Origin of the sequence: Flavobacterium algoris (assembly GCF_048158525.1) — a bacterium.
Lineage (GTDB): Bacteria > Bacteroidota > Bacteroidia > Flavobacteriales > Flavobacteriaceae > Flavobacterium > Flavobacterium algoris.
The window spans coordinates 1-19,873 of the sequence record NZ_JBLNKT010000022.1 but is presented as its reverse complement, the minus strand read 5'-3'; the positions used below and the strand labels follow the sequence as shown (position 1 = coordinate 19,873).

The 19,873-nt window shown below is 31.2% G+C and carries 14 protein-coding genes and 1 tRNA gene; 7 read left to right on the top strand and 8 right to left on the bottom strand.

The features are described from left to right. Nucleotide 1: 1 nt before the first annotated feature. Entirely contained in the window at nt 2-1,069 is a 1,068-nt protein-coding gene (gene aroB, locus ACM55I_RS11620; protein ID WP_416846970.1) for a 3-dehydroquinate synthase, read from the bottom strand. A 92-nt stretch (nt 1,070-1,161) separates the two neighbouring features. On the opposite strand from aroB, the gene ACM55I_RS11615 reads away from it, so the two are divergent. Then, entirely contained in the window at nt 1,162-2,331 is a 1,170-nt protein-coding gene (locus ACM55I_RS11615; protein ID WP_416846968.1) for a proline dehydrogenase family protein, read from the top strand. 96 nt (nt 2,332-2,427) lie between these two features. On the opposite strand, the gene ACM55I_RS11610 is transcribed toward ACM55I_RS11615, so the two are convergent. Beyond that, nucleotides 2,428-4,221, bottom strand: a complete 1,794-nt coding sequence (locus tag ACM55I_RS11610) for an ABC transporter ATP-binding protein (protein ID WP_416846967.1) — start codon at nt 4,219-4,221, stop codon at nt 2,428-2,430. Between the two features lie 214 nt (nt 4,222-4,435). Here ACM55I_RS11610 and ACM55I_RS11605 point away from each other — a divergent pair. Further along, nucleotides 4,436-4,510 (top strand) — tRNA-Val (locus tag ACM55I_RS11605). A gap of 272 nt (nt 4,511-4,782) precedes the next feature. Continuing rightward, nucleotides 4,783-6,045 carry a site-specific integrase gene (locus tag ACM55I_RS11600; RefSeq protein ID WP_416846966.1) on the top strand — a complete coding sequence of 421 codons (1,263 nt, stop codon included), beginning with the start codon at nt 4,783-4,785 and terminating at the stop codon, nt 6,043-6,045. 80 nt (nt 6,046-6,125) lie between these two features. Here ACM55I_RS11600 and ACM55I_RS11595 read toward each other — a convergent pair whose 3' ends face one another. The 3 genes from ACM55I_RS11595 to ACM55I_RS11585 are packed head-to-tail and all read right to left on the bottom strand — an operon-like array spanning nt 6,126 to nt 10,139. Beyond that, on the bottom strand, nt 6,126-8,672 hold the full coding sequence (locus ACM55I_RS11595) for a TonB-dependent receptor (protein ID WP_416846965.1): 2,547 nt from the start codon (nt 8,670-8,672) through the stop codon (nt 6,126-6,128). Then, a complete protein-coding gene (locus ACM55I_RS11590; protein WP_416846964.1) occupies nt 8,673-9,572 on the bottom strand; it encodes a FecR family protein in 900 nt (299 codons plus the stop codon). A gap of 45 nt (nt 9,573-9,617) precedes the next feature. Beyond that, complete coding sequence (locus tag ACM55I_RS11585; RefSeq protein ID WP_416846963.1) at nt 9,618-10,139, bottom strand: RNA polymerase sigma factor; 522 nt, start codon at nt 10,137-10,139, stop codon at nt 9,618-9,620. 236 nt (nt 10,140-10,375) lie between these two features. On the opposite strand from ACM55I_RS11585, the gene ACM55I_RS11580 reads away from it, so the two are divergent. The 4 genes from ACM55I_RS11580 to ACM55I_RS11565 all read left to right on the top strand — a co-directional run bounded on the left by ACM55I_RS11580 (nt 10,376) and on the right by ACM55I_RS11565 (nt 13,708). Continuing rightward, complete coding sequence (locus ACM55I_RS11580; protein ID WP_416846962.1) at nt 10,376-11,407, top strand: hypothetical protein; 1,032 nt, start codon at nt 10,376-10,378, stop codon at nt 11,405-11,407. 118 nt (nt 11,408-11,525) lie between these two features. Further along, entirely contained in the window at nt 11,526-12,239 is a 714-nt protein-coding gene (locus tag ACM55I_RS11575) for a hypothetical protein (protein ID WP_416846961.1), read from the top strand. Nucleotides 12,240-12,400: 161 nt separating this feature from the next. Then, nucleotides 12,401-12,868 (top strand): hypothetical protein, encoded by a 468-nt coding sequence (locus tag ACM55I_RS11570; protein ID WP_416846960.1) that lies wholly within the window; start codon nt 12,401-12,403, stop codon nt 12,866-12,868. Between the two features lie 471 nt (nt 12,869-13,339). After that, entirely contained in the window at nt 13,340-13,708 is a 369-nt protein-coding gene (locus tag ACM55I_RS11565) for a hypothetical protein (RefSeq protein WP_416846959.1), read from the top strand. A gap of 485 nt (nt 13,709-14,193) precedes the next feature. Here ACM55I_RS11565 and ACM55I_RS11560 read toward each other — a convergent pair whose 3' ends face one another. The 3 genes from ACM55I_RS11560 to ACM55I_RS11550 all read right to left on the bottom strand — a co-directional run bounded on the left by ACM55I_RS11560 (nt 14,194) and on the right by ACM55I_RS11550 (nt 18,869). After that, nucleotides 14,194-16,353, bottom strand: a complete 2,160-nt coding sequence (locus ACM55I_RS11560; RefSeq protein ID WP_416846958.1) for a TonB-dependent receptor — start codon at nt 16,351-16,353, stop codon at nt 14,194-14,196. Nucleotides 16,354-17,325: 972 nt separating this feature from the next. Continuing rightward, nucleotides 17,326-18,339: an Abi family protein gene (locus ACM55I_RS11555; RefSeq protein ID WP_416846957.1), complete on the bottom strand. Its 1,014-nt coding sequence runs from the start codon at nt 18,337-18,339 to the stop codon at nt 17,326-17,328. Nucleotides 18,340-18,617: 278 nt separating this feature from the next. Beyond that, a complete protein-coding gene (locus tag ACM55I_RS11550; protein ID WP_131993911.1) occupies nt 18,618-18,869 on the bottom strand; it encodes a helix-turn-helix domain-containing protein in 252 nt (83 codons plus the stop codon). Nucleotides 18,870-19,873: the final 1,004 nt, after the last annotated feature.

Here is a 19,873-nt window from a genome sequence, read left to right as displayed (position 1 = left end):
ATTAAGATTTATAATCCAGAAACGCTTTAAGAATTAATTCATTTTCAACTGATTGATTGATTTTTATTTTCCCGATACCTTCAATTAATGCAAACTGGATGTTACCGTACTCATTTTTTTTGTCGTGAATAAGTAATTCTAAAATAGGTTCGATATCATTTTCTTCAAAAACAATGTCGTCGTATATACTCTTAATACTCGATTTTATTTGAATATATTCCTCTTGATTGATCAAGTTTTTATTCCATGAAATGTAACTTTCCAATATCATTCCAACAGCAATTGCTTCTCCGTGTAATAAAGTTGTCTTGTTTTCATTCTCCAGAAAATAGCTTTCAATGGCATGTCCTAAAGTATGACCAAAATTTAATGCTTTTCGAATGTTTTTCTCAGTTGGATCTTGTTTTACAATTTCATTTTTTATTTCGACAGAACGATATATTAATTCGTCAAAATCAGCAAAATCGATAGCTTTCAAATCTAGAAATTGTTCCCAATATTCTTTGTCATATATCAAGCCGTGTTTCAGCATTTCGGCAAGACCGGAACGCATTTCGTTTTGTGGGGATGTATTAAGATATTGTGTATCAATAAGAACCATTTTGGGGACATTGATAACACCAATTTGGTTTTTTAAATTTCCTAAATCAACACCATTTTTTCCACCAACAGAAGCATCAACCATGGATAATAAAGTAGTAGGGATATGAATAAAATTGACTCCTCTCTTGAATGTTGATGCCACAAAACCACCTAAATCAGTAACGACACCGCCACCTAAATTAAGTACTAGGCTTTTTCTATCAGCACCAAGTTCAGTTAATACATTCCAAATTTGGACACAAGTTTCTATATTTTTATTGTGTTCTCCAGCTTCAAACTCAATAATTTCAATAGTAAGATCAGTTTCTAAAAAGGGTAGAAATTTTGGTAAACAAAACTCATTTGTATTGTTGTCTACAATAATAAATAGGTTAGAATACTTGTTTTCTTTTAAATGAAGGTTTAATGCTTCATATCCTTTTTCGTTGAAATGTATAGGGTAACTGTTGGCTTGAATTGATTGCATCTTTATTGATTAATTGAAAGGGCAAAATAAGGTAATTTTTGGGGAATAATATTCAAAACTCTATCTATATTTGTACAAAAATATCACAAATAATGGAAAAAATATTCAATAATACACAAGTTGCGTTTGCATTAAAAAGCGATACCGAACTCGATAGAGCTTATTTTCTTTTTAAAATGATTGATAATCAGCCTTTAGTTCGAATTGGAACAGCGGTTACTAATTTTGCACTGAAAGCAAATCTTCCGGTTGAAGGTTTAATTCGCGCCACCGTTTTTGACCATTTTTGTGGCGGAGTAAATGAGGTTGATTGCCTTTCTGTAGTAGATAAAATGTTTACTAAAGGAGTTTCCTCTGTATTGGATTATTCTGTAGAAGGTAAAGAGGAAGAAGATCAGTTTGATGCTGCATTGGAAATGACTTTAAAAACGATCGAATTTGCCAAAGAGCGTAAAGCAATTCCTTTTGCAGTTTTTAAACCAACGGGATTTGGACGCTTTGAATTGTATGAAAAATTAGGAGAAAAGCAAACCTTAACGACCGAAGAAAAAGCGGAATGGAATAGAGTAGTGGAGCGTTTTGATTTGGTTTGTAAAGATGCCCATTCTAAGAATGTAGCACTTCTTATTGATGGTGAAGAAAGTTGGATGCAAGATGCAGCTGATGATTTAGTTACCGAAATGATGCGCAAATACAATAAAGAAAAGCCAATTGTTTTCAATACGTTGCAAATGTATCGTTGGGATCGTTTGGATTATTTGAAAAAATTACATGAACAGGCAAAGAAAGAAGGCTTCTTTATAGGAATGAAATTGGTTCGTGGTGCCTATATGGAAAAAGAAATTGCGCGTGCTGAAGAGAAAGGCTACCCGTCACCAATATGCGCTTCAAAAGAGGCTACAGATGAAAATTATGATGCTGCAGTACGCTATATGATTGATCATTTAGATTCGATGTCTATTTTTGCAGGAACCCATAATGAGGAAAGTACTTATATGTTAATGGAATTAATGCAAGAGAAAGGAATTAAATCAAACGATGACAGAATCTGGTTTGGTCAACTGTACGGAATGAGCGATAATATCAGTTACAATTTAGCCGCTAATGGCTATAATGTTGCTAAATACCTCCCTTTTGGTCCAGTTAAAGATGTGATGCCGTACTTGATTCGTCGTGCCGAAGAAAACACTTCAGTTGCTGGGCAAACGAGTCGGGAATTATCAATGATAAAAGCGGAACGCAACAGAAGAAAAGGGAAGTAGAAATCAGTGTTCACTTTCTAGTATTCAGTTAAATTCATAAAAAACTCCATTCAGCTTATTGAATGGAGTTTTTTTATGTCAAATGATTAATGAAATTTAAGAATTGCTAAACTGCAGATTGCTTAAGTTTTTATACATTCCATTTTCTAAAGCAATCAGTTCCTGATGCGTTCCTTGTTCTGTAATTTTTCCATTATCAAGAACTAAAATTTGATCTGCGCTGCGAATAGTAGAAAGACGGTGCGCAATAATGATACTAGTTCTTCCTTCCATCAAGATTTCTAAAGCTTCCTGAACTAGTTTTTCACTTTCGCTGTCTAATGAAGAGGTGGCTTCATCGAGAATTAGAATACTTGGATTTTTTAGCAATGCTCTCGCAATGGCAATACGTTGTCTTTGCCCGCCAGAAAGTTTAATTCCTCTTTCCCCTACAATAGTTTCAAACTTTTCCGGAAAACTTTCTATAAAATTTAAAGCATTGGCTTGTTTTGCAGCCAGAAGAATTTCTTCCTCAGTAGCATCCGGTTTTCCGTAAGCGATATTTTCTTTGATGGTTCCACCAAATAAAATCACATCTTGCGGGACAATACTCATATTTCCTCGAAGATTTTCTAAATCATATTCGTAAATATTTTTCCCGTCAACCAATATTTCTCCGCTATCAATATTATAAAAACGCAACAATAAAGAAGCAATAGTCGATTTTCCAGTTCCACTTGGACCAACAATCGCTATTTTTTGACCATAATTAGCGGTGAAACTAACATCTTTCAATACTTTGATTTCTTTTCTCGAATGATAACTGAACGCTACATTTTTGAAAGTGACATTCCCTTTTATTTTATGTGCAGCCGATGCCGATGCATTTTGAATTGAATTGATTTTTTCAGGAGTTTCATCCAATAATTCAAAAACACGTTCGGTTGCACCAATTGCTTTTTGGATTTGTGCATAAAGCTCCGCAATCCCTCCAAATGAAGCACCTACAAATGTAGAGTACAATACAAATGAAATTAATTGTCCTACGCTCATTTCTCCGCTAATGCTTAAACGAACGCCAAACCAAACTACGGCAACAATAGCTCCGAAAAGACAAAAAATAATGAATGAAGCGAAGTATCCTCTATATTTCCCTCCTTTGATGGCTATTTTAACGACTTCTTTTATTTTTCCATTATAACGGGCAATCTCATACCATTCATTGGCGAAAGCCTTAACAATAGTAATTCCTTGCATGGTTTCTTCAACAATAACCTGACTTTCGGCAACTTTATCTTGAACGTTTTTCGAATATTTTCTGATAAATCGTCCAAAAATAACCGCAGCAACAGCCACAAGCGGAACAACGGACAACATCAACAACGTTAATTTGATACTTTCATTCGCCAATAAAAGAATACCGCCAATAATTAAAATGAATTGTCTTAGGAATTCGGCTATAGTGGAAGTTAAGGTATCTTGTATTTGGGTTATATCAGAGCTGATTCTACTGTTCAATTCGCCCACACGCTTTTGTGAAAAGAATGACATGGGCAACTTTACCAGATTGCTATACAATGCCAATCTAAGATTGGCTAACGTATGTTCCGTAAAATTGACAAATAAAGACAATCTAAAAAAGGAGAAAATAGATTGAAAAAATAAAATAACAACTAATCCCAAGGCTATAAAATTGGCTTGAGAATTGTCCTTGTTTTTTACACAATCGATAAGCATTCCCATTAATTTAGGAAAAGCCAGTGCGGTTGCACCTGTTAGCAGTAAAAAAACTAAACCTACATAAAATTTCCAACGATGGTTTCCTGCATATTGGAATATTACGGTTGCTTTTTGGAGTGAACTTGCGGTAATTTTTGATTTTGGTAAATCATTTTCTTTAAACCTTGCCATTATTTATAATTTATTGTCACAAATGTAAGACTATAACGAGTCAATACAAAAAAAACAGTCTGGTTTCATCCTGTATTTAAAGTGCTATTAGAGAGTGTGAAAGAGAATTATTATTGTTTTTTATTTTATTTTTTTAATATTTCGCTTGTAAATACGATTTCTAGGTGTATATTTGCACTCGCAATAAGGAAATGAAAATTACTAAATTGTACTGGGGCGATTAGCTCAGCAGGTTCAGAGCACCTCGTTTACACCGAGGGGGTCGGGGGTTCGAACCCCTCATCGCCCACAAGTTTAATAACAAATGGTTTCAAAAGCCGATAAATCTTAGGATTTATCGGCTTTTTGCTTTTGGGCATACTTCAAATTATTCATTCAATCTTAATTCTTAAGGGACAAAATCGAGACCCTGCAAATTTCAAAAATTAGGGTCTCGCTAAATTATCTTAAGTCTTGCAAACAGTCGTACTAACAACCAGTTTATTACTTGTTCAGAATATGTACATCTTGTTTGCTGTCATTTAGAAAATTAAATTGAATACTAATTAAAAGGTCACCACTATGAAAGCAAAAATTACCTTGCACATTTATGCAAAAACTACAAAAGCTAATGCAGCTGGACAATTACCAATTTATATTCGGTTAACAGTTGACGGGCAGCGTTTTGAATTCAGTTCCAAAAAATTCATTGAAAAAAGTAAATGGTCACCAGAACTATCTAAAATGAAAGGTGCATCAGAAGGAGCTAGAACATTAAATAACTATCTTGATTTGATGAAATCTAAAGTTTTTGATATTCAAATGGAGTTACTTCATAAAAATGAAGATTTATCCCTGGAGAATTTCAAATCCAGAATATTAGGAACCCATCAACGAGAAAGAATGCTAATACCTATTTTTCAAAATCACAATGACAAAATAGAGGAACTTATAGGGAATGGTTATGCTTATGGAACACTGGAACGCTTCAAAATATCTTTGAAACACCTGCAAGAATTCATTTTGTGGAAGTATAATATTGCAGACATAAGCATTAATAAAATTGATTATGCCTTTGTAACTGAATTTGAATTCTATTTGCGAAGCGTTAAAAAATGCAATAATAATACTGCTGTAAAATATGTTAGGAATTTTAGAAAAATAATTAAAATCTGTTTAGATAATGATTGGTTAGATAAAAATCCTTGTAGCCGATACGAAGGAAAAATGAAAGAAGTCGAACGAGATTTTCTTACTGAAGAAGAACTAAACAGGATTTACAACAAACGGTTTTCATCAGAACGATTAACTTTAGTGAAAGACATTTTTATATTTTCCTGCTATACTGGATTGGCTTATATTGATGTAAAAGGATTAAAGAAAGACCACATAGCAATAGGCATCGATGGCGAAAAATGGATTTTTAAAAATCGCCAGAAAACAGATACCAAGTCAAAAATTCCAGTGCTGCCAATTGCCCAAGAAATCATTCAAAAATACGCCAATCATCCAAAGTGTTTAAATGAAGATAGTGTCTTACCCATTTTAACTAACCAAAAAATGAATGCTTATCTCAAAGAAGTTGGAGATTTATGTGATATTTCAAAAGAAATCACTTTCCATATGGCTCGACACACTTTCGCAACATCTGTAACGCTTACAAATGGTGTTCCTATTGAAACTGTAAGCAAAATGCTTGGTCATAAAAATATTCAGACCACCCAGCATTATGCTAAAATATTGGACAAAAAAGTGAGTGAGGATATGGAATTATTAAAATCCAAATTGGGCAATTTTAAACAGGATAGAAATGTCTCGGATAGAACTAATTCATGGAATGCATAAGTTAGTTCCTAGTAATCCAAGTTTAACAATGGCGCCTTCTTTCAATTTGTTAGGGATTAATATTTCGGAAAGAATGTAGGTTAATAAGTTATTCTAAAACTTAAATTTGGAGTTCGTCGAAGTGAAAAAGTTTTTACATCTTCAATAGAATTTGTAATCGCATTTATTCTATAATATTCATTAATTTCATTTTTCCGATTAAATATATTCAATACAGAAAAACCTAGTTTATATTGAATTTCATTCAAGCTTTTCCATTTGTATGTTGTCGAAAAATTAACTTGAAAAAAATCATCCAGTACTTTATTATTTGGGATATTATAATCAATTTTTGGATTTGAGGAATTACTATAATTTATTGCTGAACTCATAGGAGTTGTCTTGGGTTTTCCAGAATACCATTTTGAACCCAATGCTATTTTTACATTTTTTCTTTCATAGATTCCAGCCCAAGAGATAATTTGATCTAATTTAAAGTTGTTTGGGAATACTGGCTGATCTAAATTTGGAAAGTGATAATTGTTATTATTATAAGTATAACTCAACCAAGTAATAAAATGATTTATTTTCTTTTGAACCAGTATTTCAATTCCTAAAACTTCATAATCACCATTAATTTTTAAAAATTCTAATTGGTTTTGAAATCCTTGGCTTGAGCTATTAATTCCTGTTACCTTTTTATAAAAATTTTCTAAAGTAAATAACCAATTGTTTTGGATATAAAACAAACTAATCGATGCTTGTTTACTTTTTTGAATAGGAATAGTAGTGTTGTTTGCCAATATCCACCGTCTTTTTTCTATTCCAAAATAATCTTTCTGCAGATCGATAACCTGATAACAGTTTTGACTTTTGAATTCACCTAATACTTCTAAATTAAAATGTTTTGTGATAGCATAATTAAACTGTAATCTTGGTTCAAAAAGGAGTTTTTTAAATTGTTCTATATAGTTTAACCGCAATCCTGTATTAAAATATATTTTGGATAAGGTATCGTTATATTTTCCTTCAACTATGAGCGCATGAGTTCGCAGAACTTCTTTAATTCTTCTGTAAAATATTGGACTATTTACTTCATCTAAATTTATAGTGCCAATTTCGTTTAATTGATATCCGTTATTAAAAGTAAATTTTGAAGTGATTGTATGACTATTCTCAAACTTAAAACCATTGTCTAACACTTTATTTTCCTGTCTTACAGTTTGATTATCCAGTATTTTGTTTTTTTCGGCATTAAGTTCATAGGACGAAGTGTAAACATTGAAATTACTACTGTTTTTTGCATTCCAGTTTCGTTTCCACGAAAGATTGCCTCCGTAATTTTTTTGATATAAAATATTATTTTCCGATTGAATTATAGTATTAATTCTGGTTGTCTGAAAAACTTTAAGTTGATCATTTATAGTTATAAAATCTAAAATAAGATGGTCTTTTCGTCCAATTTTTTGAGAATATTTAGCAGTAATATCGTAAAAATTAAATTTCTCGTCACTTGAATAATCGATATTTTGATTATTGGAAAAATTAGTAATACTTGTGTTTTGAAAAGCTTTATTATAATATTCTTTATAGGTAGGCGTTTTTACTAAATCGGTTATGGATCTTCTTGCAGCAATTTCCAAGAAACCTTTTTTAGTGATATTAAACTTTGAATAAATATCAGCATTAATCATATTTATTCCTGCACTAAAACTGTTTTTTTCGAATTTATTGGGGTTAGAGGAAATATCAATAACACTCGATACACCTTCTCCAAAAAAAGCAGAACTTCCGTTTTTAGTTATAGAGATAGTATGGGCTAAATTAGGATTGAACGCTGAAATTAATCCAAAAAAATGTCCAGTTTGGTAAATTTTTATTCCATTCCATAAAAATAAATTTTGATCATGGGTACCGCCTCTCACATTAATACTTGAAATGCTTTCATCAGTGCTATAAATACCGGGGATTTGCAACATGGTTTGTAAAACATCAGATTCAATTAAACCGGGTAACATTCCAATATTTTTGGGCTTTATTTCAAATGTTCCACCCTCTTTTTTTGAGATTCCAGAGGTTAAAAAATGATTAGTTATTATATTATTTAGCTTAGAAACTTCAACTTCAATATAAATTTTTAGGAAATTTTTATTTTGTAGATCAGATACAGCAATTTTTTTAGTGGTAAATCCAATACAACTAACTAATAAATCAGTTGAATTTTCTTTTTTTAGTTCAAAATATCCTTTTTTATTGGTTGAAGTACCAACACCATTTTCAAACTTAATATTCACATTTTCCAATGGAGAATTATCTTCTTTCGAAAATACATATCCACAAATATTTTTTGTGTCTAATGCATTATTGCTGAAAATAGTAATGGATTTATTGTCTATATTTTCAAAGAATAGATTGGTTTTTTTTTGAAGATAATCAATCTTCTTGTTCAGGGACAACGATTTTTTTGGAGGTACAATTTTAAAAACAACTATTTCATTATCAATGTAATTAAAATAAATATGATGTTGTTTTTCTATTGATTGTAGAATATCTTTTAATGCAATTGCTTTGCTTCTGTCTTGAGCTGTTATACTCAAGGCAAAAACAAAGCAAAAAAATAAGACATAAATACGTTTAATAAAAAACATTTATTTTCCTTCAAAAATTATTTTGTTTGGAGCAATTTTATTCGATTCTAAATGATAGGTTTTCGCAATAATTTGAAGAGCAATATCAAGATTGTCAATAGGAATTTTACCAGTAAATAATTCACCCGAATATTTTGCTTTCACTTCAATAGAAACGTTGTACTGCCTTTGAATTTCATCTAATATATTACGCAAATTTTCTTTATTAAAAGCAATTGTATTTTCTAGCCATTCTGGTTTAGAAGTATTAACGGTTGTATTTATCTGCTTTCCATTTTCAAAAGTAACACTTTGCCCGTGGGTTAAAATCACCTCTTTTTCTTTGTAATTTACTTTTACCCTTCCTTCAAAACAAGTTACATCAAAACGACTTTTTCTTGCTTTTACATTAAATTGAGTTCCAAGAACAGCAACCTTTCCAAGATCAGTTGCAACTTCAAATTTTTTGCCTTTTGCTACTTTAAAATAAGCTTCACCATGTAACTCAAGGTTTCTGTTGTTATCCCAATTCCATTTTTTATATTCAATTTCTGAACCAGCATTCAAAACTACTTCGGAATTATCGGGCAACAAAAAAGAAGCACTTTTGCCATTAGGTGCATATTGGGTTTGTGAGGCAAAGTTTTCTACCATAAATGTAATTCCTAACCCGATAACTAAAACGGCAGCCACTTTAAATAACCAATTTTTATATAGAAGAATAACTTTAGGTATTGTTTTTTTATGACTTATAACATGTTCTAAAACTTTCGTTTCATTAAAATTGGGCACTTCTAAATGAGCAGTATAATTTTTAATTTTTTCATATTTTTCATAATCCGGATTAGCTTTAAATTCAGCTAATTCGGCTTCTGTCAAATCGTTGTTTAACCATTTTGCTAAAATGTAATTCTCTTCCATTGTATTAATCTTATTATATTTAAAACAAGTAAAAACAAATTTACCCTACTTTATACTATCAATTTCTTTTCTTAGTTCTACTAAAGCCAAATGTATTCGCTTTTCAACTGCTTTAATACTTATATTTAATTCTTCTGCAATTTCGCTATATTTTTTACCATCAATTCGATGCATCAAAAATGCAACTCGTTGTGTTTCATTCAAATTTTCAATTGATTTTAAGAGCTTGCTTTTGAATTGCTTTTCTTCGAGTATAAATTCCGGAGTTTCATTTGTTTTATTAAGACTGGTAAAATTCTTTTCATATTCCAAAACTACTTTTTGATGTGCAATTTCGTTAAGAGAGTTATTATTGGCAATTATATAGATATAAGATTTTGCTTTTTCAATGGGAACCGCAGCACAGTTTTGCCAGAGTTTAATAAAAGCTTCTTGGGTTAAATCATCTGCTTGGTCTTTATTTCCATACTTATAAAAAAGAAAATTGCGAAGTGACTTTGCATGACTTTTAAAAAAGGTTGAAAAAATAATTTTATCACAAGTTTCTGATAATGAATTTATTGTCATTTATTTCGTAATTTTTTACTTTACAAAGATATATTTATTTTTAAATTTTGGTAGGGTAATGTTGATGTAAACTGTTTTATTATTAAACCTCTAATTTTTTTATATGACATGAGCATAATAAAAACTCAATACAAATACTGAAGGGGGTATACGAAACGGGGTTCGATGACACAAACAAAAACAATATAAAAAGTCACCAATTCCAGATTCCGTTAAAAAACAAATATTAGCTATATATGAAAACGATTAAATATTTATTAATGAGCTTTACGGCAATAGTATTTATTTCTTGTCAAAATGAGGAAACATTGGTTATTCAAGATACTACTCAAAACTTAACGGCCATCTCTCCTCTTACGGATTTGATTTCTAGGGTATCACAAAACCCTACTTCTAAGGATAATATTTTGGACAATTCCAGTTGTTTTAATGTTCAGTTGCCAGTTATTGTTATTGTAAATGGAACGCATATTACCGTATCTAACCAAAATGATTATATAAAAGTTCAAGCTGCATTAGATGCCTTTACAAATGATGATGATATAGTAAATTTTGTTTATCCAATAACAATTCAGTATCAAAATTTCACTACGCAACTCATTGCAAATTCAGATCAATTAAATGACGTTAGTAATAATTGTCATAAAGAGGATGGGTTTGATGAAATTGACTGTATACATATAAATTACCCAATAAAAATTAATATTTACAATGCAAATAATCAAATTGCAAGTACTGTTATTTTTCAAAACGATAAAGACTTATATAACTTTTTAGAAAACATAGAAAGTAATGTGTTTATTTCTATCAACTATCCAGTTTCTATTACAAACTTTAATGGTCAAAATGTTGTAATTACAAACAACTCAGATTTCGAAAATAATATTGAAACTAGTATTAAAGATTGTGATAATAATTCAGGTGTAGGAGGAAATCTGGATTTAACCTCGATTTTGAAGGATGGGACATGGCATGTTTCTTACTTTTTTAACAAAATTGACGAAACTTCAAATTACAATGGTTATAATTTTACTTTCAATTCTAATGGGGCTGTTTTGGCTGTAAAAGGAACGAATAATATTGGTGGAACTTGGTTAACTTTTGTAAATAGTGACCAAGATAAATTGCAGTTGAAATTTGATGACAGTAAATTAGATGAATTAAAAGACGATTGGAAAATTACGGAATATACTACTACCAGCGTTAGACTGAAAAAGGAAAGCAGTAGCAGTGGAGAAACGGATTATCTGTATTTTACTAAAAACTAAATATAAACCCTATTAATTACTTTAAATTTTAAGAAACCAAGTTTTATAAATTCATATATAAAATAGGTTGCTAAAAATATTAATTCTTAATTACTTAACCCCTTAAATACTATATAAAATGAAAAAACTATCAATTTTAGCTTTACTGGTCATAATGGCAAGTTCTTGTACAGATAACCCTTCGGTTAATGGAAATGTTACATTGAAAGCATCTGCTGTGTCTGCAACAGGCATGACTTCCACTACAGCTCGTGTGGCATCTTCCGTAACTATCACCGACTTTAAGATTAACATTGGAAATATTAAATTAGAAACTGATGAAGAAGATGTTAGGCATAACGAGGATTCTATACATGAGGACATTAAACTTGTAGGCCCTTTTTTATTAGATCTCCTTGATCCTAACAAAACTTTGTCTCAATTTATCACTTCTGTAACTGTTCCAAATGCGAAATATGAGGAAATTAAGTTTAAGTTTGAAAAAAGTATTCAGCCTGGCGAAATGGAAGGTAAAACTTTTTTAATTAAAGGTACTATAAATGGTAAAAACTTTATTATTTGGAGTAGCGAGGATACTGAACTTAAAATGGATTTTGCAGATCCAACTAAAGATTTTACAGTTAATAGTAATGATGTAACTCTTAATATTAAAATACAACTGGACGCTCTAATGGCAAAGTTAACAACATTAGCCAATCAAAATCTACTTCAGGATACCGATGGTGATGGAGTTATAGAAATCAGTACTGATAATGATGATGCACACCATGATTTAGGGGAGCAAATAAAATCGCTACTTGAGCAAGAAACAGACTTGGATGACAAAGACTAATTAAAATTAAAAAAAAAGAGAAGCCGAAGTAGCTTCTCTTTTTTTTTAAAGCAAAATCTTAATTAAATGTTAACTAATTTATACTGGCACAGTTGTTGGATTTGCAAAAAAAGTATTTATATCAAGAGTTAATATAAAATCATTAAATTAAATATTCAAAAATGAGAACATTAAAATTAATCGCTGCAGGAATAATCCTTTTTGCATCCAACTCAATTCATGCACAAATTTCAGTAAGTCTAAACATAGGTTCACCGCCATCTTGGGGTCCTGTAGGATATGAGGAGGCAGACTATTATTATTTGCCAGATGTTGAAGCTTATTATGATATAAGAGCTACTCAATTTATTTATTTTGATGGAGGAAGATGGATACGATCAAGATATTTGCCTAGAGAGTATAGAAATTATGACCTATACAATGGATATAAAGTGGTTTTGAATGATTATCATGGTTCAAGACCTTATAGAAATTTTGATAATGATAGAATGAGATATTACAGAGGTTATCATGGCAGACCGCAAAGATCAATAAGTTATAATAATAATCGAAGAGAATATGACAATGATGATTATGACAATGATGAGGGGCATGGAAGTAAACATGGGGATGAGCATGAAAGAGACTAATTCCTGATAAAAAATGATAGAAGAGAGGGAGCCCAAAATCTGCTTGAAAATGAAACAGACTTAGATGACAAGGACTAATTAAATTAAAACGGATTTATTAAAAAAGAAGCTATCTTTAAAAGGTAATCTCTTTTTACTTCTATTCGGTAGTGTCTCACTAGTCTTCTAAATAAAGCCATTCTACCGTGACCTCTTTTAACATGATTAATTCTGCTGCAAAGAAGTTCCTCGCTTCTTTATGATAATGCTTTAAATAGTCGAGAGAGTGTTTAGAAACACTTTATAATATTTACTTTTTTCCAATTTCTTTATCTTTCTTATGAGCGAGTCCGAGACAATTGATAGTAAATTTGTCTGTATATTTCAAAAGCATTTTCGTTTTGTATAGTTGTTTTTAAGACTTTAACAAATTGCTTAAGAAAAGAAAGTTACCTTGCCACTTAATTTATAACAATTTAAATACAAATAATTATGAGAATGAGATATTTTTTTATTACTATAATATTCGTTTTAGCGAGCGGATTATTTTTGAATTCATGCTCAAAGGATGATGCTGCACTTCCAACAATAACTTTTAATCAAACCGAGGGTAAAGCTAATTCACAAGGCGAATATACAGTGAGCGGCCATATCCAATCTGAGATTGCGCTTTCTAAGGTTATAATTACAAAAGAGGGATCAAGTACTCCATTTTTAACGGATGATACAACAGCAAAAAATAAAACCGACTATGATTTTGCGTATTTGATTACAGGTGTTACTGCTAACACCTATCTAATAGTTGATATTTATAATCAAGCTAATGATAAAACAACAGTACGATTTTTAATTCGTCCTTAATTAAAGGAACTACCTTTTATAATTATATTTGCTGAAGAATACTACCTGAGCTGTGCAAAGGTATACTTTCCAAAAAATATACTTCCTTATAAGCTGCGCAAGGTGATAAACTTTGCGCTTTTTTTTTGGGATTAAATCTGAGCGAGTTGGAAAACTCCAAACGATCTTTTTTAGATTCATGATTGTTAGTTTTAAGGATTATTGTTTTAAAGACCGTTCGATTTCAGAACTGATATTTGAATAATGCGACATGTATTTTTTATACATGTACATCCATCAAGCTACTTAAAGGTCCAAACACCTTGAGAAGCCAAACAATTACAACTAGCACAACCACAATGTTTAATATTTTTTTTTTATAAAAAGAAATCTCGCTTAAAAATGACTTAAGCGAGGTTGTTTTTTATGTTATTTAGTGTCGATTTAGATTTTTAGAGAAGTTGGCAACGGCTGCCACTGTTGTGTAGTGCTTACATTCACAATGTTTATAACCTAATTTTTATTCCACCGTTCAATATAAATCCGTCTGTTGGTGTATAAACTTCTCTAAATTGTGGATTTTGAATTGTTCCCGAATACATATTCTCCCATTTCGATTGTCGGCTGTCCAAAAAGTTTTCAAGGTTCAAGAATAAGCTAAAATACTTGAATTTGTATTCTCCCGAAACTCCCATAACCCAATAATCTCTAACTTTTTCATTACTTGTCAAATACTGATTTCCAACATAAAAAACCTCGTAAGCGATTCGCAATTTTTCTTCCCATTCATACATTACGTTTGCGTTTATCCTATGTTTTGCCGTTAATGGATTTACTGTAGAATTATTATCAAAATTTCTTTGTGCATCAATGTAAGTGTAACCAATGTAACAGGAAACATCATCAAAACGGAGTTTTACGTTTGTTTCAAAACCTTTGGTTTCTATATTTCCGTTGGCATTTTCAAAGGCATAATTTACTGTCAGAGGAACTGGATTAAGAACCAACGGATTTTTGATAATGGTGTAAAAAAACATTTGATTAATGGCAAAACTTACTTCGTCAAAAATGATAGTTTTATAATTGACATCAGCATTTAATCCATACGATTTTTCAGGATTAACTTTTGAAAAATCAAGTGAATTTATATTTTGAAACGCTTTTTCTTCGGTTTCTTCCGAGAAAATGGTTGGTGATTTGTATCCTAAACCACCGCCAAATCTTGAAGATAATTTTTCGTTGATTTTATACAATAATGACAAACGAGGCAAAACAAAAACATTGCTTCTGTTTGTAATGTCTAAACGTAAACCGCTTTCCAAAATAAATTTTTCGGTTATGTTCAGATTGTTTTGAGCAAAAACACCAAAGGCAGCATTGTAATAATCTAATTTGTCATCGATTAAATTAATTTGTTTGAAATTATCCGAAACTAAATTCGCTCCCAAATTCCATTCTGATTTTTCGTTAGGGATTAAATAATTGGCTTCTGTAAAAGTGGCTACTTGTTGCCCCTCAAAATTATAAGCTTGCTTCTCAATTTTTCGATTAAAATACCCAACGCTATTTTTAATTGTCAATATATTTTTATTGTCAAATGTTTTTTCAAACTTTGCTTGTGTCGAATATCGATTACTATTGTTTCGCTCAAAAAACGTATGCGTAGCATCTGCTTTGTTGTCTATCACTTGCATATCTCCACCAATTCGTTTTTCAAATCCTGCGTTTGCACCAAAACTAAAAGTCGTTTTTTCATTTGGATAATAGAAAAATTTTGGACTTATGGTATATCTGTCAAATTTTGGAATATCTGAAAAGCCATCATTATTTGCATCATAAGCATTTTGAGAATTGCTTGCAACATACATTGTAAGTCCTGATTTCCTATATCTTTCAGCATAAAAACCACTTAAATCCAATGCTTGTGTTTGATTTACATTCGCTAAAAACGAAATTTCTCTTGTGTCGGTTGGTTCTTTTGTAATCAGGTTTATCAATCCCGCAATGGCTCCGCCGCCATAAAGCGTCGATGTGGAACCTTTGATAACTTCCACACGTTTTAAATTCAAAGGTGGAATTTGCAAGATACTCAAACCACTTGCAAAACCAGAGTACAAAGGAAATCCGTCCTGTAAAAGTTGCGTATATTTCCCGTCTAATCCTTGAATGCGAATACTTGCACTTCCTGAAACTTGGGAAGTTTGTTGTGTTTGAATTCCTGTGCTTTCGGTAAGCAACATTTTGATATTTCCCGGTTGCATCGAGGATTTTTCTTCTAATTCGCCCGCTGCAATAGCTTCGATTCGAGTCGGAGTGTTTTTTATTGTTCGGCTACTTCTTGTTGAAACAACTTTAACCTCTTCTAATTCTTCCGATGTTGGTTCTAGAAATATTACAATAGTTTCATTTTGAGGGAATAAAATGTTTCTTTCAATTTTTCGATAACCAAAAGAACTGAAAACAATGGTTTGTTTACCGTTGGGAATGTTTTCAAGGACTACAAAACCTTTTTCGCCAGAAGTTGACCCGTTTTGAGTTCCGTTTAGAAATACAGAAACGCTGTCAAGAGCCTCTTTTGTTTTTTCATCTTTGATGATGGCTTTAAAAGTGTTTTGGGCAGTTACTAAAAATGGAAATAGCAAAAGAATGAATATTATTTTTTTCATTTTGGATTTAAATAGAATTGTTCTGAAATAGTGAAACTGGCAACTGCGTAGCAATTGCCTAAAAAAGTCAAATCAGAAAATCATCAAATCAAGTAAGAAGAATATAGAATAAAAAGCTTATCCCGTTTTGGAAAGAAAGAGCTTTTGTAGAATGAATTGCATTTAGATGCAGGTAGAATTCCATTTAAATGGAATTGAATTGGCGTGTTACAATTAATGTCGCAATGCGGAATACTTTGTGTTATACTATTTGAAAATGACTCATTATCAAATTTTTGGATATAAGTATGACTTTCATTTTCGAAATTAGCCTTCTCCTCGGTATCCGAAAATTCAAATACGGTGTTGACATAGCAACACGATATCAGAATTAGAAGTACTATTTTAATGTATCCTTTCATCGTCGCAAATGTACAAACAATAATCTTGTTTTGTCGGCAAATTGACTGTAATTCATAAATGAAGGATTAGGTTAACCGTCCAACTTTTGGGAGTAAGTCCAACCAAGCATCTTTTTCATTTCTTCCGTCTAGTTCTCCAACTACCATTATAATGATAATTTTTCCTAAACTCATATATCTTACCTCGCATATAAGCTCCCACGGGAATAATTATTATCAATATTATTATTTCATACCATTCCATACCTCAAATAGAGAAGCTATAAGATTTTTTGTTTTAGAATGAAATCAAATAATCCTTTTTTGATAAGCTTTAATCCCGAATTGATAAGTATTCCGTATCGCTGTAAAACAGAAAAAGATGCTATCTTAGCACCTTTCTCATATATTCTTATTCCAGTCTATAAATCCAGTAATTTAAAAACAAACCTCCCTCAAATGACTTAAACGAGGTTGTTTTTTTATACGTTTTCTGCCGATTCGGATTTTTTCAGAGGTTGTGCAACCTGAGTTTTTCATTGTTTCTGCTACGTGCACAACGAAGCATAGCTGTTAGCGACTACTTTTTTAGCTAAAAATGAAGTTTATTAAACTTTTTTCTAATTTTTTTAGATAAAATATTATACCATTTTTGTGATATAACAATATTTTTCCATTTCCATATATTTTCATTTTCCCAACCTTCAGGAAATCCCATAGCTTTTACATCAATCGTTGGGTATTTTTTCAATAAGTCAAATAATTTTTCTTTGAAAGTATGATTTGGATTTATCGTATTTAGTAAATAAATAATCATTGATAAAATGTAGTACGTCCTATTGTTTAAATCAATTGGAGGTTGAGTAACATCATGGTTAGGAAGAGTCGTAATATTTAAAAATGGGTTTATAGGCGATGTAGGGATAGAAGGTGTAATACTCATGTTTCTATTCCAAAGTCTTCCATGATGAGCACAAACATTACGAATATAAACCATACTATGGAGCCAAGATTGGAATGTGGTTTCGTTTACGCCAAAAGAATTAGCAATAAATCTTTTTTCTCTGCTCGGTTTAAGATTTTTAAAAACAATTGAAAGGCTACCGAAAGATGTAATCTCCAACATCATCCAACTTGGTGGTAAATTTTCAGAATAATTTAATTTAAAGTTTTTGATAAATTCTTCATCACTATCGCTAAAATCTTTTGTAAAACGTGCATTAGTCTTGTTAAAAGTCCAATTATTTTGAAAAAGTGTGGAATCATCAAACCAAAATGGTCCATGAGTATGCGACAACGTATAAATCATCCTAGCTCTTACAGCAACTTCAATTTTTTCAAGCTCTCCTGATATTAGTTTTCTAAGTTCTCTATCAAAACAATAAAGTTTAAAAGCATTTTTTAAATTTGAGTTTTCTTTAAAAATATGATTTGATTTAGGTATTTTCAGCATTGGATACCAATACCCACTTAATCTATAATAACTTATCTTTTCTAAAAGATGTATTGCTTTAGAATCATTTTCTATTGTAAGATTTCTGTCTTTAAGTCTTTGTAGTTGGTCTGTATATGAAAGGGCTGGTTTAGTATAAGGAACTTTTGCCATCAATATAAAATAGAAAATCCACCCTGAGCGCGCTATTAATTACAAGGAAGCGGGGTGGACGTGTTGGTGCAAATATAATATGTTTTATATATAAACACACGGATAGTTCATATTAAATACTTATAAGCGATTGATTTTAAATAGTATTTGATTATAGTTTTAGTTATTTTTGACAGCTTGTCCCTCACTTATTTATATACTCAGTAATTGACAAGTATTCCATACCCCTATAAAACAGAAAAAGATGCCTAGGCATCTTTCAAATTCTTATTTTTTGTTTACTCATCAACTCGGTATTTTTTAATATCAAATTCAAAATCAAACAACTCTTTAGGATGAACTTGTAAAGCTCTAGCAAACTTCATTAAAGTTTTTAGCGTTAAATTTCGTTTACCACTTTCATACTTACTTACCTCTGCAGAATCAATACCCGTCAAAAATTCAATGTCCTGTTGAGTTTGGTTATTCTTTAATCTTATTTCAGAAATTCTTCTTCCTATATATTTTTGTAAATCTGCATTTAATTCCATTTCAATATGTTTTCAAGCAATTTCCATTTTATTAGTAAAAATATTATTGGGATATATGCCAGTATTTAAAAAATATTTCTATATTTGTTTCCTATTCAGAAATGAATTGTATTTTTGCGATCCTTCAAATAAAATATTGAAGCATTCGCTTAGAATCTAGCTCTTGAAAACTGGTAATTTTTGCAACTAGATGATAAGTAAGATGCTCACGTCCCATGGCGTGGGCTCACTTATTGTTGCACGGTATACCAGTACCTCAAGGGCAGTAAGCTGAGTTCCATGCCATTTTTTTTGGCCCAATATTTTGGCATTACTCAACTTCATTCTTAGCACCGCTTCTTCATTTTTCATAGTCTCGCAGCAGTTTAACACGCTAAAACCCGCATGCCTATGAGTAAAATAAAAACACATCCCTAAAACAGCCTAAACTAAACCTTAGCAGTGGTTTCAATCACTAAACCACAAAATCCTAGTTAGGAAAACACCCTTTTCTTAACCGGTCGGGAATTTCTATGCCAACTTTAAACGAATAACAGACAACAGATCACCCAAACCAAATAAATAATTCGCGAATTCGCGGTAAAACCCATAACCCATGACCTAAAACCCATAACTAAAAAACACCTGCACCGAAAGGTCCTTTGAATAAAAACACCTAGTTAATTTAATTTGAATTTGTTAATAAAAGGTGCAGGTAATTTAGCCGCAACATCAACTCATAACCCCTAAGCCTTAACTAAAAAAAAAAACCATGAAATACTACAGGCAAATACAAATAGGAATAATTATACTTTTTATAGCAACGATGTGCATGTGGCTTTATGGTTGAGATACAGGTTATTTAGCAGCAACATCAACTCATAACTAAAAACGCCTATGATATAACAAATGTCTAGTCCTGAAAAAACGATACAGGATTAATAAAAAATAAAAGTACAATTTTTAAACAGTAGTAAGCTCCGGTTTACTACTGTTTTTTGTTTTATAGGTTCTCATTTTAATTA